Origin of the sequence: Pseudomonas sp. WS 5071 (assembly GCF_012985765.1) — a bacterium.
In the GTDB taxonomy this organism is placed as follows: Bacteria; Pseudomonadota; Gammaproteobacteria; order Pseudomonadales; family Pseudomonadaceae; genus Aquipseudomonas; species Aquipseudomonas lundensis_A.
Genome location: NZ_JAAQWY010000037.1, coordinates 12,639 through 39,503, shown reverse-complemented (window position 1 = coordinate 39,503; position 26,865 = coordinate 12,639). Strand labels below are relative to the sequence as shown.

Sequence of the window (26,865 nt, the reverse complement as noted above, 5' to 3'; positions counted from 1 at the left end):
GCCAAACAAGCAGGTGACCAAGCTGGGGAACGCTGATGGCTTACTCATATACTGAGAAAAAACGTATCCGCAAGGACTTTAGCAAGTTGCCGGACGTCATGGATGTGCCGTATCTCTTGGCAATCCAGCTGGATTCGTATCGTGAATTCTTGCAGGCGGGAGCGACTAAAGATCAGTTCCGCGACGTGGGCCTGCATGCGGCCTTCAAATCCGTTTTCCCGATCATCAGCTACTCCGGCAATGCTGCGCTGGAGTATGTGGGTTATCGTTTGGGTGAACCGGCATTTGATGTCAAAGAATGCGTGTTGCGCGGTGTAACTTACGCCGTACCTTTGCGGGTTAAAGTTCGCTTGATCATTTTCGACAAAGAATCGTCGAACAAAGCGATCAAGGACATCAAAGAGCAAGAAGTCTACATGGGCGAAATCCCATTGATGACTGAGAACGGTACCTTCGTTATTAATGGTACCGAGCGTGTAATTGTTTCCCAGCTGCACCGTTCCCCGGGCGTGTTCTTCGATCACGACCGCGGCAAAACGCACAGCTCCGGTAAGCTGCTTTATTCCGCGCGTATCATTCCTTACCGTGGTTCGTGGTTGGATTTCGAGTTCGACCCGAAAGACTGCGTGTTCGTACGTATCGACCGTCGTCGCAAATTGCCTGCGTCCGTGCTGCTGCGTGCACTGGGTTATACCACTGAGCAAGTGCTTGAAGCGTTCTACACCACAAACGTATTCCACGTGCAAGGTGAGAGCATCAGCCTGGAGCTGGTGCCCCAGCGCCTGCGCGGTGAAATTGCAGTCATCGATATCATGGATGACAAGGGCAAGGTGATTGTCGAGCAAGGTCGTCGTATTACCGCTCGTCATATCAACCAGCTGGAAAAAGCCGGTGTCAAAGAGCTCGTTATGCCTCTGGACTATGTCCTGGGACGCACAACGGCCAAGGCAATCGTGCACCCGGCTACCGGCGAAATCATTGCGGAATGCAACACAGAGCTGACAACCGAAATTCTGGCAAAAGTTGCCAAGAGCCAGGTTGTCCGTATTGAAACGTTGTATACCAACGACATCGACTGTGGTCCGTTCGTCTCTGACACGCTGAAAATTGATTCCACCAGCAACCAATTGGAAGCACTGGTCGAAATCTACCGCATGATGCGTCCAGGCGAGCCGCCAACCAAAGACGCTGCCGAGACCCTTTTCAACAACCTGTTCTTCAGTCCTGAGCGTTATGACCTGTCTGCGGTCGGCCGAATGAAGTTCAACCGTCGTATTGGTCGTACCGAAATCGAAGGTTCGGGTGTGCTGTGCAAGGAAGATATCGTTGCAGTGTTGAAGACTCTGGTCGACATCCGTAACGGTAAAGGCATCGTCGATGACATCGACCACTTGGGTAACCGTCGTGTTCGCTGCGTAGGCGAGATGGCCGAAAACCAGTTCCGCGTTGGACTGGTACGTGTCGAGCGTGCAGTTAAAGAGCGTCTGTCGATGGCAGAAAGCGAAGGCCTGATGCCGCAAGACCTTATCAATGCCAAGCCAGTTGCTGCGGCGGTGAAAGAGTTCTTCGGTTCCAGCCAGCTTTCGCAATTTATGGACCAGAACAACCCGCTTTCCGAAATCACCCACAAGCGCCGTGTTTCTGCACTGGGCCCAGGTGGTTTGACGCGTGAGCGTGCCGGTTTTGAAGTTCGTGACGTACACCCGACGCACTACGGTCGTGTATGCCCGATTGAAACGCCGGAAGGCCCGAACATCGGTCTCATCAACTCATTGGCTGCTTATGCCCGCACCAACCAGTATGGTTTCCTTGAGAGCCCGTACCGTGTTGTGAAAGAAGGCGTGGTAACCGACGAGATCGTGTTCCTGTCTGCCATTGAAGAAGCAGATCACGTTATTGCTCAGGCTTCAGCCACCATGAACGATCAGAAAGTCCTGATCGATGAGTTGGTAGCTGTACGTCACTTGAACGAGTTCACTGTTAAGGCGCCGGAAGACGTCACCTTGATGGACGTGTCGCCGAAACAGGTAGTTTCGGTTGCTGCGTCGCTGATTCCGTTCCTCGAGCATGACGATGCCAACCGTGCATTGATGGGTTCGAACATGCAGCGTCAAGCTGTACCGACACTGCGTGCTGACAAGCCGTTGGTGGGTACAGGCATGGAGCGTAACGTAGCGCGTGACTCCGGGGTTTGTGTAGTAGCCCGTCGTGGTGGCGTTATTGACTCCGTAGATGCTAGTCGCATCGTTGTTCGTGTTGCAGATGACGAAGTTGAAACCGGTGAAGCCGGTGTCGACATCTACAACCTGACCAAGTACACACGCTCTAACCAGAACACCTGCATCAACCAGCGTCCGCTGGTTCGCAAAGGTGATCGGGTTCAGCGTAGCGACATCATGGCTGATGGCCCGTCCACCGACATGGGTGAGCTGGCTCTGGGTCAGAACATGCGTATTGCCTTCATGGCATGGAATGGCTTCAACTTCGAAGACTCCATCTGTCTGTCGGAACGTGTAGTTCAGGAAGACCGTTTCACCACGATCCATATTCAGGAACTGACCTGTGTGGCTCGTGACACCAAGCTTGGTCCAGAAGAAATCACTGCAGACATCCCGAACGTGGGCGAAGCTGCGCTGAATAAACTGGATGAGGCCGGTATCGTTTACGTGGGTGCTGAAGTCGGCCCAGGCGACATTCTGGTTGGTAAAGTGACACCGAAAGGTGAGACGCAGCTGACTCCAGAAGAGAAGCTGTTGCGCGCAATCTTCGGTGAAAAAGCCAGCGACGTTAAAGACACTTCCCTGCGTGTGCCGACCGGTACCAAAGGCACTGTCATTGACGTTCAGGTTTTCACTCGCGACGGCGTTGAGCGTGACGCTCGTGCACTGTCGATTGAAAAAACCCAGCTGGACGAAATTCGCAAGGACCTGAACGAAGAGTTCCGCATCGTTGAAGGTGCAACATTCGAGCGCCTGCGCTCCGCATTGGTGGGTAACATTGCCGAAGGCGGTGCTGGTCTCAAGAAAGGCCAGGAAATCACCAATGAGGTTCTTGATGGTCTTGAGCATGGTCAGTGGTTCAAGCTGCGCATGGCTGAAGATGCTCTGAACGAGCAACTTGAGAAGGCTCAGGCTTACATCATCGACCGTCGTCGTCTGTTGGATGACAAGTTCGAAGACAAGAAGCGCAAGTTGCAGCAAGGCGATGACCTGGCTCCAGGTGTGCTGAAAATCGTCAAGGTTTACCTGGCAATCCGTCGTCGCATCCAGCCGGGTGACAAGATGGCGGGTCGTCACGGTAACAAGGGTGTGGTCTCCGTGATCATGCCGGTTGAAGACATGCCGTACGATGCCAATGGCACCCCGGTTGATGTTGTCCTCAACCCGTTGGGCGTACCTTCGCGTATGAACGTTGGTCAGATTCTTGAAACTCACTTGGGCCTTGCAGCCAAAGGGTTGGGCGAGAAGATCAACCTCATGATCGAGGAGCAACGCAAGGTCGCAGACCTGCGTAAGTTCCTGCATGAGATCTACAACGAAATTGGCGGTCGTCAAGAAAGCCTGGATGACTTCTCGGATCAGGAAATTCTTGATCTGGCGAAGAACCTTCGCGGCGGTGTTCCGATGGCTACCCCGGTGTTCGACGGTGCCAAGGAAAGCGAAATCAAGGCCATGTTGCGTCTGGCAGATCTGCCAGATAGCGGCCAGATGCAGCTGACTGACGGTCGTACCGGCAACAAGTTTGAGCGTCCGGTTACCGTTGGCTACATGTACATGCTGAAACTGAACCACTTGGTAGACGACAAGATGCATGCTCGTTCTACCGGTTCTTACAGCCTGGTTACTCAACAGCCGTTGGGTGGTAAGGCGCAGTTCGGTGGTCAGCGTTTCGGGGAGATGGAGGTCTGGGCGCTGGAAGCCTATGGCGCGGCATACACTCTGCAAGAAATGCTCACAGTGAAGTCGGACGATGTGAACGGCCGTACCAAGATGTACAAAAACATCGTGGACGGCGATCACCGTATGGAGCCGGGCATGCCCGAGTCCTTCAACGTGTTGATCAAAGAAATTCGTTCCCTCGGCATCGATATCGATCTGGAAACCGAATAACACGTGACGCGAATCGAGAGCGGGGCTGTACTGCCCGCTCTCTGCTCCGCCAGGAGGAAAGGCCTTGAAAGACCTACTGAATTTGCTGAAAAACCAGGGTCAAGTCGAAGAGTTCGACGCCATCCGTATTGGATTGGCCTCGCCTGAGATGATCCGTTCGTGGTCGTTCGGTGAAGTTAAAAAGCCGGAAACCATCAACTACCGTACGTTCAAGCCTGAGCGTGACGGCCTGTTCTGCGCCAAAATTTTTGGCCCGGTAAAGGATTACGAGTGCCTGTGCGGTAAGTACAAGCGCTTGAAACACCGTGGTGTGATCTGTGAGAAGTGCGGCGTTGAAGTCGCGCTGGCCAAGGTCCGCCGTGAGCGCATGGCTCACATTGAACTGGCTTCGCCAGTAGCCCACATCTGGTTCTTGAAATCGCTGCCGTCCCGTATCGGTTTGCTGATGGACATGACCCTGCGTGATATCGAGCGCGTTCTCTACTTCGAGAGCTATGTTGTTATCGATCCGGGTATGACCACGCTGGAAAAAGGTCAGCTGCTGAACGATGAGCAGTATTTTGAAGCGCTGGAAGAGTTCGGCGACGATTTCGATGCCCGTATGGGTGCCGAAGCTGTTCGCGAACTGCTGCACGCTATCGACTTGGAGCATGAGATTGGACGTCTGCGCGAAGAGATTCCGCAAACCAACTCTGAAACCAAGATCAAGAAGCTGTCCAAGCGTCTGAAGTTGATGGAAGCCTTCCAGGGCTCCGGCAACCTGCCTGAGTGGATGGTGCTGACCGTTCTGCCGGTTCTGCCGCCAGATCTGCGTCCATTGGTCCCGCTGGATGGCGGTCGTTTCGCGACTTCCGACCTCAACGATCTTTATCGTCGAGTGATCAACCGTAACAACCGTTTGAAGCGCCTGCTGGATCTGTCTGCCCCAGACATCATCGTGCGCAACGAAAAACGGATGTTGCAGGAAGCTGTTGATGCGCTGCTCGACAACGGTCGTCGTGGCCGTGCTATCACCGGTTCGAACAAGCGTCCTCTGAAATCCCTGGCTGACATGATCAAGGGTAAGCAGGGTCGTTTCCGTCAGAACTTGCTCGGTAAGCGTGTTGACTACTCGGGTCGTTCGGTAATTACCGTAGGTCCGACCTTGCGTCTGCACCAGTGCGGTCTGCCGAAAAAAATGGCACTTGAGCTGTTCAAGCCGTTCATTTTTGGCAAGCTGGAAATGCGCGGTCTCGCGACTACCATTAAAGCTGCCAAGAAAATGGTTGAGCGCGAACTGCCAGAGGTTTGGGACGTTCTCGCTGAAGTAATCCGTGAACACCCGGTTCTCCTGAACCGTGCGCCGACCCTTCACCGTCTGGGTATCCAGGCGTTTGAACCGGTACTGATCGAAGGTAAGGCTATTCAGCTGCACCCGCTGGTCTGCGCCGCGTACAACGCCGACTTCGACGGCGACCAAATGGCTGTACACGTACCGCTAACACTGGAAGCTCAGCTCGAAGCGCGTGCGTTGATGATGTCGACCAACAACATTCTGTCGCCAGCTAACGGTGAGCCAATCATCGTTCCGTCGCAGGACGTTGTATTGGGTCTGTACTACATGACCCGCGAGGCGATCAACGCTAAAGGCGAGGGTCGTGTGTTCGCGGATCTGCAAGAAGTTGACCGTGTGTTCCGTGCCGGCGAAGCCGCACTGCACGCCAAGGTCAAGGTGCGGATCAACGAAACCGTCAATGATCGTGATGGTGGCAGCGTGACCAACACCCGTATTGTCGACACAACTGTCGGCCGTGCACTGTTGTTCCAAGTTGTTCCAAAAGGTCTATCGTACGACGTCGTTAACCTGCCAATGAAGAAAAAGGCAATCTCGAAACTGATCAACCAGTGCTATCGCGTGGTTGGTTTGAAAGAGACTGTGATCTTTGCTGACCAGTTGATGTACACCGGTTTTGCTTACTCGACCATTTCCGGCGTTTCCATCGGCGTTAACGACTTCGTTATCCCGGATGAAAAAGCCCGCATCATCGGTGCTGCCACCGATGAAGTTAAAGAGATCGAAAGCCAGTACGCCTCCGGTCTGGTTACTCAGGGCGAGAAGTACAACAAAGTAATCGACCTTTGGTCGAAAGCTAACGATGAAGTTTCCAAGGCGATGATGTCGAACCTCTCGAAAGAGAAGGTTATTGACCGTCATGGCAATGAAGTTGAGCAAGAGTCGTTCAACTCGATGTACATGATGGCTGACTCCGGCGCTCGTGGTTCTGCAGCACAGATCCGTCAGCTGGCCGGTATGCGTGGTCTGATGGCCAAGCCAGACGGCTCCATTATCGAAACGCCGATCACTGCGAACTTCCGTGAAGGTTTGAGCGTACTCCAGTACTTCATCTCGACTCACGGTGCTCGTAAGGGTCTCGCGGATACGGCCTTGAAAACGGCTAACTCCGGTTACCTGACCCGTCGTCTTGTGGATGTTGCGCAAGATCTGGTTGTAACTGAAGTTGATTGTGGTACCGAGCACGGTCTGTTGATGACGCCACATATTGAAGGCGGCGACGTTGTAGAGCCGTTGGGTGAGCGTGTATTGGGTCGTGTGATCGCCCGTGACGTATTCAAGCCGGGTACTGAGGAAGTTATTGTTCCGGCAGGTACTTTGGTTGATGAGAAATGGGTTGAATTCATCGAGCTCAACAGCATCGACGAAGTAATCGTTCGTTCGCCAATCAGCTGCGAAACCCGTTTCGGTATCTGCGCCAAGTGCTACGGTCGCGATCTGGCTCGTGGTCACCAGGTGAACATCGGTGAAGCTGTCGGCGTAATCGCTGCTCAGTCGATCGGTGAGCCGGGTACACAGCTGACAATGCGTACGTTCCACATCGGTGGTGCGGCTAGCCGGACCTCCGCTGCTGACAGCGTTCAGGTGAAGAATGGCGGTACTGTCCGTCTGCATAACCTGAAGCACGTTGAGCGTGTCGATGGCTGCCTAGTGGCTGTGTCGCGTTCCGGTGAGCTGGCAATTGCTGATGATTTCGGTCGTGAGCGTGAGCGCTATAAGCTGCCGTACGGCGCTGTAATTTCGGTTAAGGAAGGTGACAAGGTTGACGCTGGCTCTATCGTAGCCAAGTGGGATCCGCACACTCACCCAATCGTTACTGAAATGAAAGGTACCGTGACCTACGTGGGCATGGAAGAAGGCATCACGATCAAGCGTCAGACAGACGAATTGACCGGTATGACCAACATCGAAGTGCTTGATGCCAAAGACCGTCCAGCTGCTGGCAAGGACATCCGTCCCGCTGTGAAGATGGTGGGTGTAGATGGCAAAGACTTGCTGTTGCCAGGTACTGATGTACCGGCTCAGTACTTCCTGCCAGCGAACGCTTTGGTTGGTGTAGCGGATGGTGCGGAAATCGCGATCGGTGACGTTATCGCTCGTATTCCACAAGAAACTTCGAAAACTCGAGACATCACCGGTGGTCTGCCACGCGTTGCTGACTTGTTCGAAGCGCGCCGTCCGAAAGAAGCCTCGATTTTGGCTGAAGTCAGCGGCACCATCGCATTCGGTAAAGAAACCAAGGGCAAGCGTCGTCTGGTTATTACCCCGAATGACGGTAGCGATCCATACGAAGAGCTGATTCCGAAATGGCGTCACCTGAACGTCTTCGAAGGCGAACAAGTGAACCGCGGTGAGGTTATCTCCGATGGTCCTAGCGATCCGCATGACATCCTGCGTTTGCTGGGTGTGAGTGCGCTGGCTAAGTACATCGTTAATGAAATCCAGGACGTATACCGTCTGCAAGGCGTGAAAATCAACGATAAACACATCGAGACGATCTTGCGTCAGATGTTGCGTAAAGTTGAGATTTCCGAATCTGGCGACTCCTCCTTCATCAAGGGTGACCAGATGGAGTTGACGCAGGTGTTGACCGAGAACGAGCGTTTGAGCACTGAAGACAAGTTTGTCTCCAAGTTCACTCGTGTTCTGCTGGGTATCACCAAGGCGTCGTTGTCGACTGAATCGTTCATTTCTGCGGCCTCTTTCCAAGAGACAACTCGCGTATTGACCGAAGCAGCGGTAACAGGCAAGCGCGATTACCTGCGCGGCCTGAAAGAAAACGTTGTCGTGGGTCGTTTGATCCCGGCAGGTACTGGTTTGGCTTATCACAGCGAGCGCAAACGTCGCCGTGATGCTGACAAACCATTGCGTGTAAGCGCCAGTGAGGTGGAAGCCGCACTGACCGAAGCACTGAACTCTAGCGGTAACTGAGTTCAGTCCTGAATGAAGGAAGGGCCCTGGCTGTTCCGTTCATCGAATCGAGACCAATAGTCTAGGTTTGATGGTGCGGAAGGTCGGGGCCTTGCCTTGACTGGGGGCAAGATCCTCTTTAGACTCTTGTACCCCTAAATTTGGCGGGAATTCGTTCCTGCCATTTTGCTTTTCTTGCAAGACAATAGCGTCGCAAGACAACAGTGGAGCTAGTAGATGGCAACTATCAACCAGCTGGTACGTCAGCCGCGTAAGCGTATCGTCGAGAAATCCGACGTGCCTGCGCTGCAAAACTGCCCGCAACGTCGTGGTGTGTGCACTCGTGTGTATACAACTACGCCGAAAAAACCTAACTCGGCACTGCGTAAAGTATGCCGTGTGCGTCTGACCAACGGTTTCGAGGTTTCCTCGTACATCGGCGGTGAAGGCCACAACCTGCAAGAGCACAGCGTGGTACTGATTCGTGGTGGTCGTGTAAAAGACTTGCCAGGTGTTCGTTATCACACCGTTCGCGGTTCTTTGGATACTTCCGGCGTTAAAGGTCGTAACCAGGGTCGTTCGAAGTACGGTACCAAGAAGCCGAAGTAGTTTTCGGTAGCTGGTAAATAATGCAGATTTCTTTTTTTCTGAGTCGATAAGAGTAAGGTCGGACGTACATCGTCAAGATGTAATGGTTCCGAGCTAACCTGAAGACCGTTTGAGGGCTTATCCATGCCAAGAAGACGCGTAGCAGCCAAGCGCGAAGTGCTTGACGATCCAAAATACGGAAGCCAAATCCTGGCCAAGTTCATGAACCACGTGATGGAAAGCGGCAAAAAAGCCGTTGCCGAGCGTATCGTTTATGGCGCACTGGAGAAGGTTAAAGAGCGTAAGAACAGCGATCCCCTGGAACTCTTCGAGAAAGCACTCGACGCCATCGCTCCGCTGGTCGAAGTGAAGTCGCGCCGTGTAGGCGGTGCTACTTACCAGGTTCCGGTCGAAGTTCGTCCGTCCCGTCGTAACGCTCTGGCCATGCGCTGGTTGGTAGACTTCGCGCGCAAGCGCGGCGAAAAGTCTATGGCTTTGCGTTTGGCTGGCGAACTGTTGGACGCTGCTGAAGGCAAAGGCGCAGCAGTTAAGAAGCGTGAAGACGTGCACCGTATGGCTGAAGCTAACAAAGCTTTCTCGCACTACCGCTTCTAATTTCAGCGCTACTCACTTTGCGAGGGCTTTATGGCTCGTACTACACCGATTAACCGCTACCGTAACATTGGTATCTGTGCTCACGTGGACGCGGGTAAAACCACGACTACTGAGCGGGTACTTTTTTACACCGGCAAAAGTCACAAGATGGGCGAGGTGCATGATGGCGCCGCGACCACGGACTGGATGGTGCAGGAGCAGGAGCGTGGTATTACCATCACTTCTGCTGCGATCACTACCTTTTGGCAGGGTTCTGCCAAGCAGTACGACAACTACCGTTTTAATGTAATTGATACACCGGGTCACGTTGACTTCACGATTGAAGTAGAGCGTTCCTTGCGTGTGCTCGATGGCGCGGTTGTTGTGTTCTGCGGCACCTCTGGTGTTGAGCCTCAGTCTGAAACCGTATGGCGTCAAGCCAACAAGTACGGCGTTCCGCGTCTTGTTTACGTAAACAAGATGGACCGTGCGGGTGCAGATTTCCTGCGCGTAGTAGGTCAGATCAAGAAGCGTCTGGGTCATACTCCAGTGCCTATCCAGCTGGCTATCGGCTCCGAAGACAACTTCCAGGGTCAGATTGATCTGATGACCATGGAAGCGGTTTACTGGAACGATGCTGACAAGGGTATGACTGCACGTCGTGAGGCTATTCCTGCAGAAATGCGAGAGCTGGCTGAAGAGTGGCGCAGCCATATGGTTGAGGCTGCGGCCGAGGCCAGTGAAGAGCTGATGAACAAGTACCTCGAAGGCGAAGAGCTTTCCATCGAGGAAATCAAAGCGGCTCTGCGTCAGCGTACTATCGCTGGTGAGATCGTTTTGGCTGTTTGTGGTTCTTCCTTCAAGAACAAGGGTGTTCCCCTGGTTCTCGATGCCGTGATCGACTATCTGCCTGCCCCTACCGATATTCCGGCCATCAAGGGTTCTGACCCGGATGACGAAAATATCGAGATGGAGCGTCATGCAGATGATGCTGAGCCGTTCTCGTCTTTGGCGTTCAAGATTGCTACCGACCCATTCGTGGGTACTTTGACCTTCGTTCGGGTTTACTCGGGCGTATTGAACTCCGGTGACGGCGTTATCAACTCGGTTAAAGGCAAAAAAGAGCGCGTGGGTCGTATGGTGCAAATGCACGCAAACGCCCGTGAAGAGATCAAGGAAGTGCGCGCTGGTGACATCGCGGCCTTGATCGGCATGAAGGATGTCACCACTGGTGATACCTTGTGCGCCGCTGATAAGCCAATCATCCTGGTTCGTATGGAATTCCCGGAGCCGGTTATTTCGGTTGCGGTTGAGCCTAAGACCAAGGATGACCAGGAAAAAATGGGTATCGCACTGGGCAAGCTTGCTCAGGAAGATCCATCTTTCCGTGTAAAAACTGATGAAGAGACTGGTCAGACGATCATCTCTGGTATGGGCGAATTGCACCTCGACATCCTGGTTGACCGGATGAAGCGTGAGTTCAACGTCGAAGCCAACATCGGTAAGCCTCAGGTTTCTTATCGTGAGCGCATCACGAAGAGCTGTGAGATCGAAGGCAAGTTCGTTCGTCAGTCCGGCGGTCGTGGTCAGTTTGGCCATTGCTGGATCCGTTTTGCACCTGCTGACGAAGGTCAGGAAGGTCTGCAGTTCGTGAACGAAGTGGTAGGTGGTGTGGTTCCTAAGGAATACATCCCGGCTATCCAGAAGGGTATCGAAGAGCAGATGAAGAACGGTGTTGTTGCCGGCTATCCGCTGATCGGCCTGAAGGCTACCGTGTTTGATGGTTCTTACCACGACGTCGACTCTAACGAGATGGCGTTTAAGGTGGCTGCTTCCATGGCGACCAAGCAACTGGCTACCAAAGGTGGCGGTGAGCTGCTTGAGCCGATCATGGCGGTAGAGGTTGTTACACCAGAAGACTATATGGGTGACGTGATGGGCGACTTGAATCGTCGTCGCGGCATGATTCAGGGTATGGAAGATACGGTTTCTGGCAAGGTAATCCGTGCCGAGGTTCCGTTGGGCGAAATGTTCGGTTATGCAACTGACGTTCGTTCCATGTCCCAGGGTCGCGCAAGCTACTCTATGGAATTCAAAAAATACGATACAGCTCCGTCGCACATCGTCGAAGCTGTTACTAAAAAACAAGGCTGATTTAGTTCAGTCCTTTAGGCAAGGAGTTAATTGTCGTGGCTAAAGAAAAATTTGATCGTTCCCTACCGCACGTCAACGTTGGCACTATCGGTCACGTTGACCATGGTAAAACCACTCTGACTGCAGCTCTGACTCGTGTTTGCTCCGAAGTTTTCGGTTCTGCTCGCGTTGACTTCGACAAGATCGACAGCGCACCAGAAGAAAAAGCTCGTGGTATCACCATCAACACTGCTCACGTTGAGTACAACTCGACAATTCGTCACTACGCTCACGTTGACTGCCCAGGTCACGCTGACTACGTGAAGAACATGATCACTGGTGCTGCCCAGATGGACGGCGCAATTCTGGTTTGTTCGGCTGCTGATGGTCCGATGCCGCAAACCCGTGAGCACATCCTGCTGTCCCGTCAGGTTGGCGTTCCGTACATCGTGGTCTTCCTGAACAAGGCTGACCTGGTAGACGACGCTGAGCTGCTGGAACTGGTTGAGATGGAAGTGCGCGATCTGCTGAGCACTTACGACTTCCCAGGTGACGACACTCCGATCATCATCGGTTCTGCTCGTATGGCTCTGGAAGGTAACGACGAAAACGAAATGGGCACCACTGCCGTTCGTAAACTGGTTGAAACTCTGGATACCTATATCCCAGAGCCAGTTCGTCTGACTGACAAGCCATTCTTGATGCCAATCGAAGACGTGTTCTCGATTTCTGGTCGCGGTACTGTTGTGACTGGTCGTATCGAGCGCGGTATCGTTCGCGTTCAAGATCCGCTGGAAATCGTTGGTCTGCGTGACACTACTGTTACCACTTGCACCGGCGTTGAAATGTTCCGCAAGCTGCTTGACGAAGGTCGTGCAGGCGAAAACTGCGGCGTTCTGTTGCGTGGTACCAAGCGTGACGACGTTGAGCGTGGTCAGGTTCTGGTTAAGCCGGGTTCGGTTAAGCCGCACACCAAGTTCACTGCAGAAGTTTACGTTCTGAGCAAGGAAGAAGGCGGTCGTCACACTCCGTTCTTCAAAGGCTACCGTCCACAGTTCTACTTCCGTACTACTGACGTGACTGGTAACTGCGAGCTGCCAGAAGGCGTTGAAATGGTAATGCCAGGTGATAACATTCAAATGACTGTTACCCTGATCAAAACCATCGCGATGGAAGATGGTCTGCGTTTCGCTATCCGTGAAGGCGGTCGTACCGTCGGCGCTGGCGTCGTAGCCAAAATCATCGAGTAATCGATGATTGCATGAAAAAGCCCCCGCCCAGCGGGGGCTTTTTTTATTGAGTTGACACCTACTGGGGTCGTCTATAGAATTGCGCCTCCTTTTAACGGGCGTATTGCGCTCGGTGGGAATAGCAATCTGGAGTCTGAAATCCAATGCAAAATCAGCAAATCCGTATCAGGTTGAAGGCTTTTGACCATCGCCTGATCGACCAATCAACCCAGGAAATCGTGGAAACCGCGAAACGTACTGGTGCTCAAGTGCGTGGTCCAATTCCACTGCCTACCCGTAAAGAGCGGTTCACCGTTTTGGTCTCCCCGCACGTCAACAAAGACGCGCGTGACCAGTACGAGATCCGTACTCATAAGCGCGTACTGGACATCGTCCAGCCAACGGATAAAACCGTTGATGCACTTATGAAGCTTGATCTTGCGGCCGGTGTGGAAGTGCAGATCAGCCTCGGCTAAGACTTGGGTCTTAGTCGTGTAACGCTCTGAAATGGGCGGCCATAGCGGGTGAAAGCCCCGTACACTCATGAGGTTTACAACATGACTATTGGTGTAGTCGGTCGTAAATGCGGTATGACCCGTATTTTCACCGAAGAAGGTGTCTCCATTCCGGTCACGGTCATTGAGATCGAGCCGAATCGCGTCACCCAGTTCAAAACTGAAGAAACCGATGGCTATCGTGCAGTGCAAGTCACTGTCGGCGAGCGTCGCGCTTCGCGCGTAACAGCTGCTCAGGCGGGTCACTTCGCCAAGGCAAACGTTGCAGCTGGTCGTACCGTAATGGAATTCCGCCTTGAAGAAGGCGAGTACCAGGCAGGCGATCTGATCAACGCTGAAATCTTCACCGCAGGTCAGATGGTCGATGTGACCGGTCAGTCCAAAGGTAAAGGCTTTCAGGGTACGATCAAGCGTTGGAATTTCCGTGGCCAAGATAACACTCACGGTAACTCCGTTTCCCACCGCGTCCCGGGCTCTATTGGCCAGTGCCAGACTCCTGGTCGTGTATTCAAGGGCAAAAAAATGTCCGGTCATATGGGCGCTGAGCGCGTGACCGTGCAGTCCCTCGAAGTAGTGCGCGTCGACGCTGAACGCAATCTGTTGTTGGTCAAGGGTGCTGTTCCTGGCGCTACTGGCGGCAACCTGGTTGTACGTCCGGCGGCCAAGGCTCGCGGTTAAGGGGAAGCTGACATGCAATTAAACGTAAATGACGCTCAAGCGATCGAAGTTTCCGAACTGACATTTGGCGGCGAGTTCAACGAGACGCTGGTTCACCAAGCAGTCGTGGCCTACATGGCCGGCGGCCGTCAAGGTAGCAAGCAGCAAAAGACCCGTTCCGACGTTCGTGGTGGCGGTAAGCGCCCTTGGCGTCAGAAAGGTACTGGCCGTGCTCGTGCCGGTACTATCCGTAGCCCAATCTGGCGTGGCGGTGGTACTACATTCGCAGCTCGTCCACAGGATCACTCTCAGAAGCTGAACAAGAAGATGTACCGCGCAGCAATGCGTTCCATCCTTGCTGAGCTGGTGCGTACTGATCGTCTGGTCGTGGTTCAGGACTTCGCTGTTGAAGCGCCGAAAACCAAAGATCTGCTGAACAAACTGAATGGCATGGGTCTGACTGATGTCCTGATCGTGTCTGAAGTTGTTGATCAGAACCTGTACCTGGCTGCTCGTAACCTGCCACACGTTGATGTTCGTGACGTGCAAGGTTCCGATCCAGTTAGTCTGATCGCATACGACAAGGTGTTGATCACCGTGTCGGCCGTGAAGAAATTCGAGGAGCTGCTGGGATGAACCAGGAACGCGTATTTAAAGTTCTGCTTGGCCCGCACGTTTCCGAGAAGGCTACGGTTCTGGCAGACAAGAAAGGCCAGTTCGTTTTCAAGGTTGCTACTGATGCAACCAAGCTGGAAATCAAGAAGGCCGTCGAAAGCCTGTTCAGCGTGAAAGTTGAGCGTGTTACTACCCTGAATGTTCTGGGTAAGAGCAAGCGCACCGCTCGCGGCGTGGGCAAGCGTAATGACTGGAAGAAGGCAGTAATCTCCCTTCAGCCAGGCCAAGATCTCGATTTCAGCAGCAGTGCTGAGTAAGGAAGGGGTGCATCATGGCAATCGTTAAATGCAAACCGACTTCCCCTGGCCGCCGTCATGTGGTCAAGGTGGTCAACCAGGAGCTGCATAAAGGCGCTCCTCACGCACCGCTGCTCGAGAAAAAATCGAAGTCTGGTGGTCGTAACAACAATGGCCGCATTACCACGCGTCACATCGGTGGTGGTCATAAGCAGCATTACCGTATGGTCGACTTCCGTCGCAACGACAAAGATGGCATTCCTGCCACTGTCGAGCGTATTGAATACGATCCAAACCGTACTGCTCACATTGCTCTTATGCTGTACGCAGACGGCGAACGCCGTTACATCATCGCCCCTAAAGGCGTGAGCGCTGGTGACCAGCTGATCTCGGGTGCTTTGGCTCCGATCAAGCCAGGTAACTCGCTGCAGTTGCGTAGCATTCCAGTTGGTAGCACCGTACACGGCATCGAATTGAAGCCGGGTAAAGGCGCGCAAATCGCTCGCTCCGCTGGTGCTTCTGCTCAGCTGGTAGCTCGTGAAGGTGTCTATGTGACCCTGCGTCTGCGCTCCGGTGAGATGCGTAAAGTTCTGGCTGAATGCCGTGCGACCCTGGGTGAAGTCTCGAACTCCGAGCACAGCCTTCGTTCGCTGGGTAAAGCTGGTGCCAAACGCTGGCGTGGCGTTCGCCCAACCGTTCGTGGTGTTGCCATGAACCCGGTTGACCACCCACATGGTGGTGGTGAAGGTCGTACCTCTGGTGGTCGTCATCCGGTATCGCCATGGGGCTTCCCGACTAAGGGCGCGAAGACTCGTGGTAATAAGCGTACCGACAAAATGATCGTCCGTCGTCGCAAGTAAATAGAGGGATACGACAGTGCCACGTTCTCTGAAAAAAGGTCCTTTTATTGATCTTCACCTACTGAAGAAGATCGAAGTGGCGGCGGAAAAGAATGATCGCAAGCCGGTGAAAACCTGGTCGCGTCGTTCGATGATCCTGCCACAAATGGTCGGTCTGACCATTGCTGTGCATAACGGTCGTCTGCATGTTCCAGTTCTCGTGAACGAAGACATGGTTGGCCATAAACTAGGCGAGTTTGCCGGTACCCGCACTTATCGTGGGCACGTGGCAGACAAGAAAGCCAAGCGTTAAGGGGTAAGGAACGATGGAAGTAGCCGCTAAGTTGTCGGGCGCTCGAATCTCCGCCCAGAAAGCCCGCTTGGTCGCCGACCAGATCCGCGGGAAGAAGGTGGGCGAAGCGCTCAACCTGTTGGCTTTCAGCAACAAGAAAGCCGCCGAGATCATCAAGAAAGTGCTGGAGTCGGCCGTAGCCAACGCCGAGCATAACGAAGGCGCAGACGTTGATGACTTGAAAGTCGCCACCGTTTTCGTCAACGAAGGGCGTTCGCTGAAGCGCATCATGCCGCGTGCCAAAGGCCGCGCTGATCGCATCGTCAAGCGGTCTTGCCATATCACTGTCAAGGTTGCTGACAAGTAACGGAGTCGAAGAGATGGGTCAGAAAGTACATCCCATTGGCATTCGCCTGGGAATCGTCAAGGAGCACACCTCCGTCTGGTACGCAGACGGCCGGACTTATGCGGACTACTTGTTCGCTGATCTGAAGGTGCGTGAATACCTCCAAGACAAACTAAAAAGCGCGTCCGTAAGCCGTATCGATATCCATCGTCCGGCCCAAACTGCACGCATCACCATCCACACCGCTCGTCCAGGTATTGTTATCGGGAAGAAAGGTGAGGACGTTGAGAAACTGCGTCAGGACCTGACCAAGCAAATGGGTGTGCCTGTGCACATCAATATCGAAGAGATCCGTAAGCCGGAGCTCGACGGTATGCTGGTTGCGCAGAGCGTAGCTCAGCAGCTGGAGCGTCGTGTAATGTTCCGTCGCGCTATGAAGCGCGCTGTACAGAACGCTATGCGCATTGGTGCCAAGGGCATCAAAATCCAAGTGAGCGGTCGTCTCGGCGGTGCTGAAATCGCACGTACTGAATGGTATCGCGAAGGTCGTGTGCCATTGCACACCCTGCGTGCCGACATCGACTATGCCAACTACGAAGCTCACACCACTTACGGTGTGATCGGTGTAAAGGTTTGGATCTTCAAAGGCGAAGTAATTGGTGGTCGCCAAGAAGAACTGAAACCGCAAGCACCAGCGCCTCGTAAAAAAGCTGCTAAGTAAGGGGTACGCCAAATGTTACAACCTAAGCGTACGAAGTTCCGCAAGCAAATGACTGGCCACAACCGTGGCCTGGCATTGCGCGGTAGCAAAGTCAGCTTCGGCGAGTTCGCGCTGAAGTCTGTTGCTCGTGGTCGTCTCACCGCTCGTCAGATCGAGTCAGCGCGTCGCGCACTGACCCGTCACGTAAAACGTGGTGGCAAGATCTGGATCCGTGTATTCCCGGACAAGCCTGTTACCAAAAAGCCTCTCGAAGTTCGTATGGGTAAAGGTAAGGGTAACGTGGAATATTGGGTTGCCCAGATTCAGCCAGGCAAAGTCCTGTATGAAATCGAGGGTGTTTCTGAAGAGCTGGCGCGTGAGGCTTTCGCCCTGGCTGCTGCAAAGCTGCCGCTCGCCACCTCCTTTGTTAAACGGACGGTGATGTGATGAAAGCGAATGAACTTCGTGAAAAATCCGCACAGCAGCTGAACGAGCAACTGCTCGGCTTGCTGCGCGACCAGTTCAATCTGCGCATGCAGAAAGCAACTGGCCAGTTGGGGCAGTCGCATCTGCTCTCGCAAGTTAAGCGTGACATCGCTCGCGTGAAGACTGTGCTCAAACAGCAGGCAGGTAAGTAATCATGGCTGAAGCCGAAAAAACTGTCCGTACGCTGACTGGCCGTGTTGTCAGCGACAAGATGGACAAAACCATCACCGTTCTGATTGAGCGTCGCGTTAAGCACCCGATCTACGGTAAATACGTTAAGCGTTCGACTAAGCTGCACGCGCACGACGAAACCAATCAGTGCCACATCGGCGACAAAGTCACTATTCGTGAAACTCGTCCGATGGCCAAGACTAAGTCTTGGGCTCTGGTTGATGTTCTCGAACGCGCTGTGGAAGTCTAAGGACTAGGGGTCGGAGAAATTATATGATTCAGACTCAATCCATGCTCGATGTGGCCGATAACAGCGGCGCACGCCGCGTTATGTGCATCAAGGTGCTGGGTGGCTCCCATCGTCGTTACGCTGGTATCGGTGACATCATCAAAGTTACCGTCAAGGAAGCAATTCCGCGCGGTAAAGTGAAAAAAGGCCAAGTGATGACTGCTGTAGTAGTCCGCACTCGTCACGGTGTTCGCCGTGCAGATGGCTCCATTATCCGCTTTGATGGCAACGCTGCTGTTCTTCTGAACAACAAGCAAGAGCCTATCGGCACCCGTATCTTTGGGCCAGTGACCCGTGAGCTTCGTACTGAGAAGTTCATGAAGATCGTCTCGCTCGCCCCAGAAGTGCTGTAAGGAGATCCGACATGCAAAAGATTCGTCGTGACGACGAGATCATCGTGATCGCCGGCAAAGACAAAGGTAAGCGCGGTAAGGTGCTTAAGGTTCTCGCTGACAACCGTCTGGTTGTTGGTGGTCTGAACCTGGTTAAGCGTCATACCAAGCCTAACCCGATGTCGGGCGTACAAGGCGGTATCGTCGAAAAAGAAGCGCCATTGCACGCTTCTAACGTCGCCATTTTCAACGGCGAAACCAACAAGGCTGACCGCGTTGGTTTCAAAGTAGAAGAAGGCAAAAAAATTCGTGTCTTCAAGTCGACCCAAAAAGCGGTTGATGCTTGAACACTGCTAGGTAGATAAGACCATGGCACGACTAAAAGAGATTTACCGGAAGGAAATCGCTCCGAAACTTAAGGAAGAACTTAAGCTTTCGAACGTGATGGAAGTTCCGCGCGTTACCAAAATCACCCTGAACATGGGTTTGGGCGAAGCGATCGGCGACAAAAAAGTCATCGAACACGCTGTAGCTGATTTGGAAAAGATCACGGGTCAAAAAGTTGTTGTGACTTACGCTCGCAAGTCCATCGCAGGCTTTAAAGTTCGCGAAGGCTGGCCGATCGGCGTCAAAGTAACTCTGCGCCGTGAGCGTATGTATGAATTCCTGGATCGTCTGCTGTCGATCTCCCTGCCTCGGGTTCGCGACTTCCGCGGCCTGAATGCCAAGTCCTTCGATGGTCGTGGTAACTACAGCATGGGCGTTAAAGAGCAGATCATCTTCCCGGAAATCGACTACGACAAGATCGATGCACTCCGCGGTCTGGATATTACCCTGACCACCACTGCTCGGACGGATGATGAAGGTCGCGCATTGCTGCGTGCATTCAAATTCCCGTTCCGCAACTGATTGGAGTAGGACCATGGCTAAGATGAGCATGAAAAACCGCGAGCTGAAGCGTCAGCTCACGGTTGCCAAGTACGCCAAGAAGCGTGCCGAGCTGAAAGCAATCATCGTTGATCTGAACGCAAGTCCAGAAGCGCGTTGGGAAGCGACAGTAGCTCTGCAGAAGCAGCCACGTGACGCAAGCGCCTCGCGCATGCGTAACCGCTGCCGCCTGACTGGTCGTCCGCATGGTGTTTACCGCAAGTTCGGCCTCGGTCGTAACAAATTGCGTGAAGCAGCAATGCGCGGTGACGTACCAGGTCTGGTTAAAGCCAGCTGGTAAGCCGTACAGGCAAAGTTATCGATGTCAGGCTCGCGAGATCCTGACAGTCGGTGACCTTGAACATGAATCAAGCCCCTATTGGGGCTTGATTCATTTCTGGTGTGTGTCTAGAATGACCGGCTCGCCTGAGCGCGTGCTTTTTAAGCATTGAGTCACTCGGCGACAGTTGTAGCCGCAAGGCTAATTCTTTTTGTATCAGGAGCGTCTAGCCCATGAGTATGCAGGACCCGTTAGCGGACATGCTAACTCGAATCCGTAATGCCCAGATGGCTGAAAAGTCCGTCGTAAGCATGCCATCTTCCACGTTGAAGGTAGCTGTAGCCAAAGTCCTGAAGGACGAAGGTTATATCGCGGATTATCAGATCAGCAGCGAAATCAAACCACTGCTGTCTATCGAGCTGAAGTACTTCGAAGGCCGTCCGGTTATCGAAGAAGTTAAGCGCGTTAGCCGTCCAGGCCTGCGTCAGTACAAGTCCTCCGAAGATCTGCCGAAAGTTCGTGGCGGTCTGGGTGTGTCTATCGTCTCCACCAACAAAGGTGTGATGACGGATCGTGCTGCGCGCGCTGCCGGTGTCGGCGGCGAAGTTCTTTGCACTGTGTTCTAAGGGGGGATAAGCATGTCACGCGTCGCTAAGAACCCCGTTAAGCTGCCAGCTGGTGTTGAAGTAAAATTCGCCGGCCAACAGCTTTCGGTGAAGGGTGCCAAGGGCACTCTAGAACTGAACATCCATTCGTCCGTTGAGATCGTTGAAGAAGCTGGTGAGCTGCGTTTCGCTGCTCGCAATGGCGATCAACAAACTCGCGCAATGGCTGGTACCACTCGTGCGTTGGTAAACAACATGGTCCAAGGCGTAAGCCAAGGCTTCGAGCGTAAGCTCCAGCTGGTCGGTGTTGGTTACAAAGCGCAAGCAAAAGGCACAGTGCTGAACCTGGCTCTTGGCTTCTCGCACCCAGTGGATTACGAACTGCCGGAAGGCATCACCGCTGAGACCCCTAGCCAAACCGATATCCTGATCAAGGGCATCGACAAGCAGCTAGTAGGTCAAGTGGCCGCTGAGATCCGCGACTTCCGTCCGCCAGAACCTTACAAAGGTAAAGGTGTGCGTTACGCGGACGAAGTCGTCCGCCGTAAAGAAGCCAAGAAGAAGTAGGGCCTAGCAAATGACCGACAAAAAAGTTACTCGACTGCGTCGCGCTCGCAAAGCACGTCTGAAAATGCACGAATTAGAAGTCGTGCGTCTCTGCGTGTTCCGCTCTTCGCAGCACATCTATGCCCAGGTCATCTCGGCCGACGGCAGCAAAGTCCTGGCAAGCGCCTCGACTTTGGACAAAGAACTGCGTGATGCTGCCACTGGCAACATCGACGCGGCCACAAAGGTTGGCCAGCTGGTCGCTACGCGTGCAAAAGCCGCTGGCGTCTCGCAGGTGGCTTTCGACCGCTCTGGCTTCAAGTACCACGGCCGCGTTAAAGCGCTGGCTGAGGCTGCTCGTGAAGCTGGGCTGGAGTTCTAAGTTATGTCAAATAACGACCAAAAGCGCGACGAAGGCTACATTGAGAAGCTGGTTCAAGTTAACCGCGTAGCCAAAACCGTTAAAGGCGGCCGTATCTTCACTTTCACCGCGTTGACCGTGGTTGGTGATGGTAAAGGGCGTGTTGGCTTCGGCCGTGGCAAGTCACGTGAAGTGCCTGCTGCGATCCAGAAGGCAATGGAAGCTGCTCGCCGCAACATGATCCAGGTTGATCTGAACGGCACCACTCTGCAGTACGCAATGAAGTCTGCTCATGGCGCTTCGAAGGTGTACATGCAGCCTGCTTCTGAAGGTACCGGTATCATCGCTGGCGGCGCAATGCGTGCTGTCCTCGAAGTTGCTGGCGTTCAGAACGTACTGGCTAAGTGCTACGGCTCGACTAACCCTGTAAACGTGGTTCACGCCACTTTTAAAGGTTTGAAAGCTATGCAGTCTCCTGAATCTATTGCCGCCAAGCGTGGCAAAAGCGTTAAGGAGATCTTCTGATCATGGCTACCGTTAAAGTAACGCTGATCAAAAGCATGACCGGCCGTATCCCTAACCACAAATTGTGCGTTAAAGGTCTGGGTCTGCGTCGCATCGGTCACACTGTAGAAGTACTTGATACTCCCGAGAATCGCGGGATGATCAACAAGGCTTACTACATGCTGCGTGTAGAGGGTTAATCGATGAAACTCAATGATCTGAGTCCAGCGCCGGGTTCCCGTCGCGAAAAGCATCGTCCGGGCCGTGGTATCGGTAGTGGTTTGGGTAAGACTGGTGGCCGTGGTCACAAAGGTCAGACTTCCCGCTCCGGTGGCACCATTGCTCCAGGCTTTGAAGGCGGCCAACAGCCGTTGCATCGCCGTCTGCCTAAGTTCGGTTTCGTTTCCCTGAAAGCCATGGATCGCGCAGAAGTGCGTTTGTCCGAGCTGGCTAAAGTGGAAGGCGACATCGTAACTGTGCAGACTCTGAAGGATGCCAACGTGATCAATGTCAACGTTCAACGTGTGAAAATCATGTTGTCCGGTGAAGTGACTCGCGCTGTCACCATCAAAGGTATCGCAGCCACCAAAGGTGCGCGTGCGGCTATCGAAGCAGCTGGCGGCAAGTTCGAGGAATAAATGGCTAAGCAAGGTGCTCTCTCAGCGCTCAGCAAAGGCGGGTTGTCCGAGCTCTGGGCTCGTCTGCGTTTTCTATTCCTGGCGATCATCGTCTATCGGATAGGCGCACACATCCCAGTTCCTGGTATTAACCCGGACCGGCTGGCGGACCTGTTTCGACAGAATGAGGGGACCATTCTTAGCTTGTTCAACATGTTTTCCGGCGGCGCGCTGGAGCGGATGAGTATTTTTGCGCTGGGGATCATGCCGTATATTTCGGCATCGATCATCATGCAGCTTATGTCCGCTGTTAGCCCGCAGCTGGAGCAGTTGAAGAAGGAAGGTGAGGCTGGCCGTCGCAAGATTAGCCAGTACACCCGCTACCTCACTGTCGCTCTTGCTCTTGTCCAGGCTATTGGCATGTCCATTGGTCTGGCAGGGCAGGGCGTAGCGTTCACTGGTGACCTGGGCTTTCATTTCGTTGCAGTGACCACCTTTGTGGCTGGTGCAATGTTCATGATGTGGCTGGGTGAGCAGATTACTGAGCGTGGAGTTGGCAACGGTATCTCGATGTTGATTTTTTCGGGTATCGTCGCCGGTCTTCCGAGAGCAATTGGGCAGTCGTTCGAGTCTGCGCGTCAGGGTGATATCAATATCTTCGCTCTGGTTGCTATCGGTTTGCTGGCAGTAGCGATTATCGGTTTTGTGGTGTTCATTGAGCGTGGCCAGCGTCGTATTGCTGTTCACTACGCTAAGCGTCAGCAAGGCCGTAAGGTTTTTGCTGCTCAGACAAGCCACCTACCGCTGAAAGTGAATATGGCCGGCGTTATCCCGGCTATTTTCGCGAGCAGCATTTTGCTGTTCCCGGCTTCGCTGGGTGCCTGGTTTGGTCAGTCTGAAGGTATGGGCTGGTTGCAGGACATCTCACAGTCGATCGCTCCTGGTCAGCCGTTGAATATTCTGCTGTTTAGTGCAGGGATTATTTTCTTCTGCTTCTTCTATACGGCGTTGATGTTCAATCCGAAAGACGTAGCGGAAAACCTGAAGAAGTCCGGTGCCTTTATTCCGGGTATCCGTCCAGGCGAGCAGTCGGCGCGCTATATTGATGGCGTTTTGACTCGTTTGACTCTGTTCGGTGCTCTTTATATGACGGCCGTGTGTCTGCTGCCCCAGTTTCTGGTGGTTGCGGCCAACGTTCCGTTCTACCTTGGCGGGACCTCGTTGCTGATCGTTGTTGTGGTTGTTATGGACTTCATGTCGCAAGTACAATCGCACCTCGTTTCGCACCAGTACGAATCCCTGATGAAGAAAGCCAACCTGAAGGGCTACGGCAGCGGAATGCTTCGCTGAAGTACCCATAAGGTTAGAGGAGTTGGTGATGAAAGTTCGTGCATCGGTGAAAAAGCTGTGCCGTAACTGCAAGATTATTCGCCGCGAAGGTGTTGTTCGGGTAATTTGCAGCGCGGAACCACGTCACAAACAGCGCCAAGGCTGAGTGTGATCTGTTTGAAGCCCAGCAGCTAGTGCGCTGCTGGGTTGATTATTTGTTATTACAGCGATATTATCTCGCGCCCTATTTCTTGGCTTCCGGGGCGTAGGTAGCTGTCAATTGGAGTCCCACTGAATGGCCCGTATTGCAGGCGTTAACATTCCAGATAACAAGCACACTGTTATCTCGCTGACCTACATCTATGGTGTTGGTCGCACTACTGCACAGAAAATCTGTGTAGATGCTGGTGTAAACCCAGCCGCTAAGATCAAGGATCTGAGCGACGAGCAGATTGAACAGCTGCGTGGCGAAGTGGCGAAGTTCACCACTGAAGGTGACCTGCGTCGTGAAGTCAACATGAAAATCAAACGCTTGATGGACTTGGGCTGCTACCGCGGTCTGCGCCATCGTCGTGGTCTTCCAGTGCGCGGTCAGCGTACCAAGACCAACGCGCGTACTCGCAAAGGTCCGCGTAAGCCGATCCGCAAGTAATCGCACCAGCGAATCGACAGGAATTTAGTCATGGCAAAACCTGCTGCTCGTCCTCGTAAAAAAATTAAAAAGACAGTGGTTGATGGCATCGCCCACATCCACGCGTCTTTCAACAACACCATCGTGACCATCACCGACCGTCAGGGTAATGCGCTTTCTTGGGCAACCTCCGGTGGTTCGGGTTTCCGCGGTTCTCGCAAGTCCACCCCGTTCGCTGCTCAAGTAGCTGCTGAACGTGCTGGTCAAGCTGCGCTGGAATATGGCCTGAAAAACCTTGACGTTAACGTTAAGGGCCCAGGTCCAGGTCGTGAGTCCGCTGTCCGTGCTTTGAACGGCTGTGGCTATAAGATCGCCAGCATCACCGACGTGACGCCAATCCCGCACAACGGGTGCCGTCCGCCGAAGAAGCGCCGCGTGTAATCCAGGAGACTGTAAAGAATGGCTCGTTACATTGGTCCAAAATGCAAACTGGCACGTCGTGAAGGCACCGATCTCTTCCTGAAGAGTGGTGTGCGCGCTATCGAATCGAAGTGCAATATTGAAGCTGCTCCAGGCATCCACGGCCAGCGCCGCGGTCGCCAATCCGACTACGGCACCCAACTGCGTGAAAAGCAGAAGGTCCGTCGTATCTACGGCGTTCTCGAGCGTCAGTTCAGCGGCTACTACAAACAAGCTGCTGGCAAGAAAGGTGCAACTGGTGAAAACCTGCTGCAACTGCTCGAATGCCGTCTGGATAACGTCGTATACCGTATGGGTTTCGGTTCTACTCGTGCCGAATCTCGTCAGTTGGTATCGCACAAGTCGATCAGCGTAAACGGTCAGACCGTTAACGTTCCGTCCTACCAGGTACGTGCTGGTGACGTGGTCGCTATCCGCGAGAAAGCAAAGAACCAGCTTCGCATTGTCCAAGCTCTCGATCTGTGTGCCCAACGTGGCCGCGTAGAATGGGTAGAAGTAGACACTGAGAAGAAGTCGGGCGTTTTCAAGAACGTTCCAGCTCGCAGTGATCTGTCCGCCGACATCAACGAAAGCCTGATTGTCGAGCTCTACTCCAAGTAAGGGCTAGAAAATAGGTGCATCCATGCAGATTTCGGTAAATGAGTTCCTGACACCTCGCCATATTGATGTGCAAGTTGTCAGTCCAACCCGCGCTAAAATCACACTCGAGCCTCTCGAGCGTGGTTTTGGCCACACCCTGGGCAACGCGCTGCGCCGCATCCTGTTGTCCTCAATGCCAGGCTGTGCAGTAGTCGAGGCCGAGATTGATGGTGTGCTCCACGAGTACAGCGCCATCGAAGGTGTACAGGAAGACGTAATTGAAATCCTGTTGAACCTTAAAGGTCTGGCTATCAAGCTGCACGGCCGTGACGAAGTTACGCTGACCTTGTCGAAGAAGGGTTCGGGGGTGGTTACCGCTGCCGATATTCAGCTGGATCATGATGTCGAGATCGTTAATCCCGATCACGTAATCGCCAACCTGGCGTCTAACGGCGCCTTGAACATGAAGCTCACCGTAGCTCGTGGTCGTGGTTATGAACCAGCAGACTCGCGTCAGAGCGATGAAGATGAAAGCCGCAGCATTGGTCGCTTGCAGCTGGATTCTTCGTTCAGCCCGGTACGTCGCATCGCATACGTGGTGGAAAACGCCCGTGTCGAGCAGCGTACTAACCTGGACAAACTGGTTATTGATCTGGAGACCAACGGTACCCTGGATCCTGAAGAGGCCATTCGTCGTGCTGCAACCATCCTGCAACAGCAGTTGGCTGCATTCGTCGACCTCAAGGGTGACAGCGAGCCAGTGGTTATCGAACAGGAAGACGAGATCGATCCGATCCTGCTTCGTCCGGTTGACGATCTGGAACTGACCGTGCGTTCGGCCAACTGCCTTAAGGCGGAGAACATTTACTACATCGGTGACCTGATTCAGCGCACTGAAGTAGAACTGTTGAAGACTCCGAACCTGGGCAAGAAATCCTTGACTGAAATCAAGGACGTTCTGGCCTCCCGTGGTCTGTCCCTCGGCATGCGCCTCGACAACTGGCCGCCTGCAAGTCTTAAGAAGGACGACAAGGCGACTGCCTGATCGTCGTAATCACCGAACGTTGTGTTTGGTAAGGAATGAACCATGCGTCATCGTAAAAGTGGTCGTCACCTGAGCCGCACTAGCTCGCACCGTAAGGCTATGTTTCAAAACATGGCTGTGTCGTTGTTCGAGCACGAGCTGATCAAAACGACTCTGCCGAAAGCCAAAGAATTGCGTCGCGTTGCTGAGCCGCTGATTACTCTGGCCAAGATTGATTCTGTTGCTAACCGCCGTCTGGCATTCGACCGTACTCGCTCGAAAGCCATGGTTGGTAAGCTGTTCAACGATCTGGGCAAGCGTTATGCAACTCGTGAGGGTGGCTACCTGCGCATCCTCAAGTGCGGCTTCCGCGCTGGCGACAACGCGCCTATGGCGTACGTCGAGTTGGTTGATCGTCCAGTTGGCGGTGAAGCTGTATCCGCTGAGTAAGACGTCAGTCTCTACAAAGAACCGGGCCTAGTGCCCGGTTTTTTGTGTGTGTTGTATTGTGGTTTTCTATTGATCTCCATCATTTAATGAATTTGCCC

General features: G+C 53.5%; 34 protein-coding genes. All 34 read left to right on the top strand.

What is annotated here, in order from left to right; genetic code table 11:
* Positions 1-35 precede the first annotated feature (35 nt).
* Positions 36-4,109 (top strand): DNA-directed RNA polymerase subunit beta, encoded by a 4,074-nt coding sequence (gene rpoB, locus HBN61_RS19860; protein WP_047277902.1) that lies wholly within the window; start codon positions 36-38, stop codon positions 4,107-4,109.
* Positions 4,110-4,173: 64 nt separating this feature from the next.
* Entirely contained in the window at positions 4,174-8,373 is a 4,200-nt protein-coding gene (gene rpoC, locus HBN61_RS19855; RefSeq protein ID WP_047277900.1) for a DNA-directed RNA polymerase subunit beta', read from the top strand.
* Between the two features lie 216 nt (positions 8,374-8,589).
* The gene (rpsL, locus tag HBN61_RS19850) at positions 8,590-8,961 is read left to right on the top strand and encodes a 30S ribosomal protein S12 (RefSeq protein ID WP_002555494.1); all 372 of its coding nucleotides are present in this window, start codon (positions 8,590-8,592) and stop codon (positions 8,959-8,961) included.
* Between the two features lie 123 nt (positions 8,962-9,084).
* The gene (gene rpsG, locus HBN61_RS19845) at positions 9,085-9,555 is read left to right on the top strand and encodes a 30S ribosomal protein S7 (protein WP_016779172.1); all 471 of its coding nucleotides are present in this window, start codon (positions 9,085-9,087) and stop codon (positions 9,553-9,555) included.
* A gap of 30 nt (positions 9,556-9,585) precedes the next feature.
* Positions 9,586-11,688, top strand: a complete 2,103-nt coding sequence (fusA, locus tag HBN61_RS19840) for an elongation factor G (protein WP_094992109.1) — start codon at positions 9,586-9,588, stop codon at positions 11,686-11,688.
* A 35-nt stretch (positions 11,689-11,723) separates the two neighbouring features.
* Entirely contained in the window at positions 11,724-12,917 is a 1,194-nt protein-coding gene (gene tuf, locus HBN61_RS19835; protein ID WP_025857206.1) for an elongation factor Tu, read from the top strand.
* 143 nt (positions 12,918-13,060) lie between these two features.
* Positions 13,061-13,372 (top strand): 30S ribosomal protein S10, encoded by a 312-nt coding sequence (rpsJ, locus tag HBN61_RS19830; protein ID WP_003186070.1) that lies wholly within the window; start codon positions 13,061-13,063, stop codon positions 13,370-13,372.
* 81 nt (positions 13,373-13,453) lie between these two features.
* The gene (gene rplC / locus HBN61_RS19825) at positions 13,454-14,089 is read left to right on the top strand and encodes a 50S ribosomal protein L3 (RefSeq protein WP_003444377.1); all 636 of its coding nucleotides are present in this window, start codon (positions 13,454-13,456) and stop codon (positions 14,087-14,089) included.
* 12 nt (positions 14,090-14,101) lie between these two features.
* The gene (gene rplD, locus HBN61_RS19820) at positions 14,102-14,704 is read left to right on the top strand and encodes a 50S ribosomal protein L4 (RefSeq protein ID WP_047277894.1); all 603 of its coding nucleotides are present in this window, start codon (positions 14,102-14,104) and stop codon (positions 14,702-14,704) included.
* Positions 14,701-15,000, top strand: a complete 300-nt coding sequence (rplW, locus tag HBN61_RS19815) for a 50S ribosomal protein L23 (protein WP_003444375.1) — start codon at positions 14,701-14,703, stop codon at positions 14,998-15,000. The genes rplD and rplW overlap by 4 nt, the downstream gene beginning before the upstream one ends.
* 14 nt (positions 15,001-15,014) lie before the next feature.
* On the top strand, positions 15,015-15,839 hold the full coding sequence (gene rplB / locus HBN61_RS19810; RefSeq protein ID WP_047277892.1) for a 50S ribosomal protein L2: 825 nt from the start codon (positions 15,015-15,017) through the stop codon (positions 15,837-15,839).
* 16 nt (positions 15,840-15,855) lie between these two features.
* Positions 15,856-16,131, top strand: a complete 276-nt coding sequence (gene rpsS / locus HBN61_RS19805; protein ID WP_003232420.1) for a 30S ribosomal protein S19 — start codon at positions 15,856-15,858, stop codon at positions 16,129-16,131.
* Positions 16,132-16,144: 13 nt separating this feature from the next.
* Positions 16,145-16,477 carry a 50S ribosomal protein L22 gene (gene rplV, locus HBN61_RS19800; protein ID WP_003444373.1) on the top strand — a complete coding sequence of 111 codons (333 nt, stop codon included), beginning with the start codon at positions 16,145-16,147 and terminating at the stop codon, positions 16,475-16,477.
* Positions 16,478-16,490: 13 nt separating this feature from the next.
* Positions 16,491-17,177, top strand: coding sequence for a 30S ribosomal protein S3 (rpsC, locus tag HBN61_RS19795; RefSeq protein WP_003176422.1), 687 nt, complete (start codon positions 16,491-16,493; stop codon positions 17,175-17,177).
* 12 nt (positions 17,178-17,189) lie between these two features.
* Positions 17,190-17,603 carry a 50S ribosomal protein L16 gene (rplP, locus tag HBN61_RS19790; RefSeq protein WP_003186052.1) on the top strand — a complete coding sequence of 138 codons (414 nt, stop codon included), beginning with the start codon at positions 17,190-17,192 and terminating at the stop codon, positions 17,601-17,603.
* Positions 17,603-17,794 carry a 50S ribosomal protein L29 gene (gene rpmC, locus HBN61_RS19785; protein ID WP_003444371.1) on the top strand — a complete coding sequence of 64 codons (192 nt, stop codon included), beginning with the start codon at positions 17,603-17,605 and terminating at the stop codon, positions 17,792-17,794. Before rplP ends, rpmC begins: the two co-directional genes overlap by 1 nt.
* A 2-nt stretch (positions 17,795-17,796) precedes the next feature.
* Positions 17,797-18,063 carry a 30S ribosomal protein S17 gene (gene rpsQ, locus HBN61_RS19780; protein WP_003194644.1) on the top strand — a complete coding sequence of 89 codons (267 nt, stop codon included), beginning with the start codon at positions 17,797-17,799 and terminating at the stop codon, positions 18,061-18,063.
* Between the two features lie 23 nt (positions 18,064-18,086).
* The gene (rplN, locus tag HBN61_RS19775) at positions 18,087-18,455 is read left to right on the top strand and encodes a 50S ribosomal protein L14 (protein WP_002555479.1); all 369 of its coding nucleotides are present in this window, start codon (positions 18,087-18,089) and stop codon (positions 18,453-18,455) included.
* An 11-nt stretch (positions 18,456-18,466) separates the two neighbouring features.
* A complete protein-coding gene (gene rplX / locus HBN61_RS19770) occupies positions 18,467-18,781 on the top strand; it encodes a 50S ribosomal protein L24 (protein WP_042561341.1) in 315 nt (104 codons plus the stop codon).
* 22 nt (positions 18,782-18,803) lie between these two features.
* A complete protein-coding gene (rplE, locus tag HBN61_RS19765; RefSeq protein ID WP_003186044.1) occupies positions 18,804-19,343 on the top strand; it encodes a 50S ribosomal protein L5 in 540 nt (179 codons plus the stop codon).
* A gap of 13 nt (positions 19,344-19,356) precedes the next feature.
* Positions 19,357-19,662, top strand: coding sequence for a 30S ribosomal protein S14 (gene rpsN, locus HBN61_RS19760; protein WP_047277885.1), 306 nt, complete (start codon positions 19,357-19,359; stop codon positions 19,660-19,662).
* Positions 19,663-19,874: 212 nt separating this feature from the next.
* The gene (gene rpsH, locus HBN61_RS19755) at positions 19,875-20,267 is read left to right on the top strand and encodes a 30S ribosomal protein S8 (RefSeq protein ID WP_047277884.1); all 393 of its coding nucleotides are present in this window, start codon (positions 19,875-19,877) and stop codon (positions 20,265-20,267) included.
* Between the two features lie 12 nt (positions 20,268-20,279).
* Positions 20,280-20,813, top strand: coding sequence for a 50S ribosomal protein L6 (gene rplF, locus HBN61_RS19750; protein ID WP_003176412.1), 534 nt, complete (start codon positions 20,280-20,282; stop codon positions 20,811-20,813).
* Positions 20,814-20,823: 10 nt separating this feature from the next.
* On the top strand, positions 20,824-21,174 hold the full coding sequence (gene rplR, locus HBN61_RS19745) for a 50S ribosomal protein L18 (protein WP_003444364.1): 351 nt from the start codon (positions 20,824-20,826) through the stop codon (positions 21,172-21,174).
* A 3-nt stretch (positions 21,175-21,177) separates the two neighbouring features.
* Positions 21,178-21,678, top strand: coding sequence for a 30S ribosomal protein S5 (gene rpsE / locus HBN61_RS19740; protein ID WP_003186035.1), 501 nt, complete (start codon positions 21,178-21,180; stop codon positions 21,676-21,678).
* Between the two features lie 2 nt (positions 21,679-21,680).
* Positions 21,681-21,857 carry a 50S ribosomal protein L30 gene (gene rpmD, locus HBN61_RS19735; protein ID WP_003186033.1) on the top strand — a complete coding sequence of 59 codons (177 nt, stop codon included), beginning with the start codon at positions 21,681-21,683 and terminating at the stop codon, positions 21,855-21,857.
* Positions 21,858-21,860: 3 nt separating this feature from the next.
* Positions 21,861-22,295, top strand: a complete 435-nt coding sequence (gene rplO, locus HBN61_RS19730; protein WP_047277881.1) for a 50S ribosomal protein L15 — start codon at positions 21,861-21,863, stop codon at positions 22,293-22,295.
* Complete coding sequence (secY, locus tag HBN61_RS19725; protein WP_003444361.1) at positions 22,296-23,624, top strand: preprotein translocase subunit SecY; 1,329 nt, start codon at positions 22,296-22,298, stop codon at positions 23,622-23,624. It begins immediately after the preceding gene.
* Between the two features lie 28 nt (positions 23,625-23,652).
* Positions 23,653-23,769, top strand: a complete 117-nt coding sequence (gene rpmJ, locus HBN61_RS19720; RefSeq protein ID WP_002555468.1) for a 50S ribosomal protein L36 — start codon at positions 23,653-23,655, stop codon at positions 23,767-23,769.
* Between the two features lie 129 nt (positions 23,770-23,898).
* Positions 23,899-24,255 carry a 30S ribosomal protein S13 gene (gene rpsM, locus HBN61_RS19715; protein WP_047277874.1) on the top strand — a complete coding sequence of 119 codons (357 nt, stop codon included), beginning with the start codon at positions 23,899-23,901 and terminating at the stop codon, positions 24,253-24,255.
* A gap of 30 nt (positions 24,256-24,285) precedes the next feature.
* Complete coding sequence (rpsK, locus tag HBN61_RS19710) at positions 24,286-24,675, top strand: 30S ribosomal protein S11 (protein ID WP_007924177.1); 390 nt, start codon at positions 24,286-24,288, stop codon at positions 24,673-24,675.
* Between the two features lie 18 nt (positions 24,676-24,693).
* On the top strand, positions 24,694-25,314 hold the full coding sequence (gene rpsD / locus HBN61_RS19705; RefSeq protein ID WP_003444359.1) for a 30S ribosomal protein S4: 621 nt from the start codon (positions 24,694-24,696) through the stop codon (positions 25,312-25,314).
* 22 nt (positions 25,315-25,336) lie between these two features.
* The gene (locus HBN61_RS19700; RefSeq protein WP_003176403.1) at positions 25,337-26,338 is read left to right on the top strand and encodes a DNA-directed RNA polymerase subunit alpha; all 1,002 of its coding nucleotides are present in this window, start codon (positions 25,337-25,339) and stop codon (positions 26,336-26,338) included.
* A gap of 42 nt (positions 26,339-26,380) precedes the next feature.
* Positions 26,381-26,767: a 50S ribosomal protein L17 gene (rplQ, locus tag HBN61_RS19695; protein ID WP_016779185.1), complete on the top strand. Its 387-nt coding sequence runs from the start codon at positions 26,381-26,383 to the stop codon at positions 26,765-26,767.
* Positions 26,768-26,865 lie beyond the last annotated feature (98 nt).

Excerpts from the sequence above, each read along its gene's own strand:
- rpsD (WP_003444359.1), top strand. The coding sequence starts at position 24,694 with ATGGCTCGTTACATTGGTCCAAAATGCAAACTGGCACGTCGTGAAGGC.
- fusA (WP_094992109.1), top strand. The coding sequence starts at position 9,586 with ATGGCTCGTACTACACCGATTAACCGCTACCGTAACATTGGTATCTGT.
- rpsM (WP_047277874.1), top strand. The coding sequence starts at position 23,899 with ATGGCCCGTATTGCAGGCGTTAACATTCCAGATAACAAGCACACTGTT.
- rplP (WP_003186052.1), top strand. The coding sequence starts at position 17,190 with ATGTTACAACCTAAGCGTACGAAGTTCCGCAAGCAAATGACTGGCCAC.
- rpmD (WP_003186033.1), top strand. The coding sequence starts at position 21,681 with ATGGCTACCGTTAAAGTAACGCTGATCAAAAGCATGACCGGCCGTATC.
- HBN61_RS19700 (WP_003176403.1), top strand. The coding sequence starts at position 25,337 with ATGCAGATTTCGGTAAATGAGTTCCTGACACCTCGCCATATTGATGTG.
- rplX (WP_042561341.1), top strand. The coding sequence starts at position 18,467 with ATGCAAAAGATTCGTCGTGACGACGAGATCATCGTGATCGCCGGCAAA.
- rplE (WP_003186044.1), top strand. The coding sequence starts at position 18,804 with ATGGCACGACTAAAAGAGATTTACCGGAAGGAAATCGCTCCGAAACTT.
- rpsJ (WP_003186070.1), top strand. The coding sequence starts at position 13,061 with ATGCAAAATCAGCAAATCCGTATCAGGTTGAAGGCTTTTGACCATCGC.
- rplF (WP_003176412.1), top strand. The coding sequence starts at position 20,280 with ATGTCACGCGTCGCTAAGAACCCCGTTAAGCTGCCAGCTGGTGTTGAA.
- rplV (WP_003444373.1), top strand. The coding sequence starts at position 16,145 with ATGGAAGTAGCCGCTAAGTTGTCGGGCGCTCGAATCTCCGCCCAGAAA.
- rplO (WP_047277881.1), top strand. The coding sequence starts at position 21,861 with ATGAAACTCAATGATCTGAGTCCAGCGCCGGGTTCCCGTCGCGAAAAG.
- rpsH (WP_047277884.1), top strand. The coding sequence starts at position 19,875 with ATGAGTATGCAGGACCCGTTAGCGGACATGCTAACTCGAATCCGTAAT.
- rpsL (WP_002555494.1), top strand. The coding sequence starts at position 8,590 with ATGGCAACTATCAACCAGCTGGTACGTCAGCCGCGTAAGCGTATCGTC.
- rplR (WP_003444364.1), top strand. The coding sequence starts at position 20,824 with ATGACCGACAAAAAAGTTACTCGACTGCGTCGCGCTCGCAAAGCACGT.
- rpsG (WP_016779172.1), top strand. The coding sequence starts at position 9,085 with ATGCCAAGAAGACGCGTAGCAGCCAAGCGCGAAGTGCTTGACGATCCA.
- rplN (WP_002555479.1), top strand. The coding sequence starts at position 18,087 with ATGATTCAGACTCAATCCATGCTCGATGTGGCCGATAACAGCGGCGCA.
- rplQ (WP_016779185.1), top strand. The coding sequence starts at position 26,381 with ATGCGTCATCGTAAAAGTGGTCGTCACCTGAGCCGCACTAGCTCGCAC.
- rpsQ (WP_003194644.1), top strand. The coding sequence starts at position 17,797 with ATGGCTGAAGCCGAAAAAACTGTCCGTACGCTGACTGGCCGTGTTGTC.
- rpsN (WP_047277885.1), top strand. The coding sequence starts at position 19,357 with ATGGCTAAGATGAGCATGAAAAACCGCGAGCTGAAGCGTCAGCTCACG.
- rpsC (WP_003176422.1), top strand. The coding sequence starts at position 16,491 with ATGGGTCAGAAAGTACATCCCATTGGCATTCGCCTGGGAATCGTCAAG.
- rpsK (WP_007924177.1), top strand. The coding sequence starts at position 24,286 with ATGGCAAAACCTGCTGCTCGTCCTCGTAAAAAAATTAAAAAGACAGTG.
- rpoB (WP_047277902.1), top strand. The coding sequence starts at position 36 with ATGGCTTACTCATATACTGAGAAAAAACGTATCCGCAAGGACTTTAGC.
- rplB (WP_047277892.1), top strand. The coding sequence starts at position 15,015 with ATGGCAATCGTTAAATGCAAACCGACTTCCCCTGGCCGCCGTCATGTG.
- rplC (WP_003444377.1), top strand. The coding sequence starts at position 13,454 with ATGACTATTGGTGTAGTCGGTCGTAAATGCGGTATGACCCGTATTTTC.
- secY (WP_003444361.1), top strand. The coding sequence starts at position 22,296 with ATGGCTAAGCAAGGTGCTCTCTCAGCGCTCAGCAAAGGCGGGTTGTCC.
- rplD (WP_047277894.1), top strand. The coding sequence starts at position 14,102 with ATGCAATTAAACGTAAATGACGCTCAAGCGATCGAAGTTTCCGAACTG.
- rpsE (WP_003186035.1), top strand. The coding sequence starts at position 21,178 with ATGTCAAATAACGACCAAAAGCGCGACGAAGGCTACATTGAGAAGCTG.
- rplW (WP_003444375.1), top strand. The coding sequence starts at position 14,701 with ATGAACCAGGAACGCGTATTTAAAGTTCTGCTTGGCCCGCACGTTTCC.
- rpmC (WP_003444371.1), top strand. The coding sequence starts at position 17,603 with ATGAAAGCGAATGAACTTCGTGAAAAATCCGCACAGCAGCTGAACGAG.
- rpmJ (WP_002555468.1), top strand. The coding sequence starts at position 23,653 with ATGAAAGTTCGTGCATCGGTGAAAAAGCTGTGCCGTAACTGCAAGATT.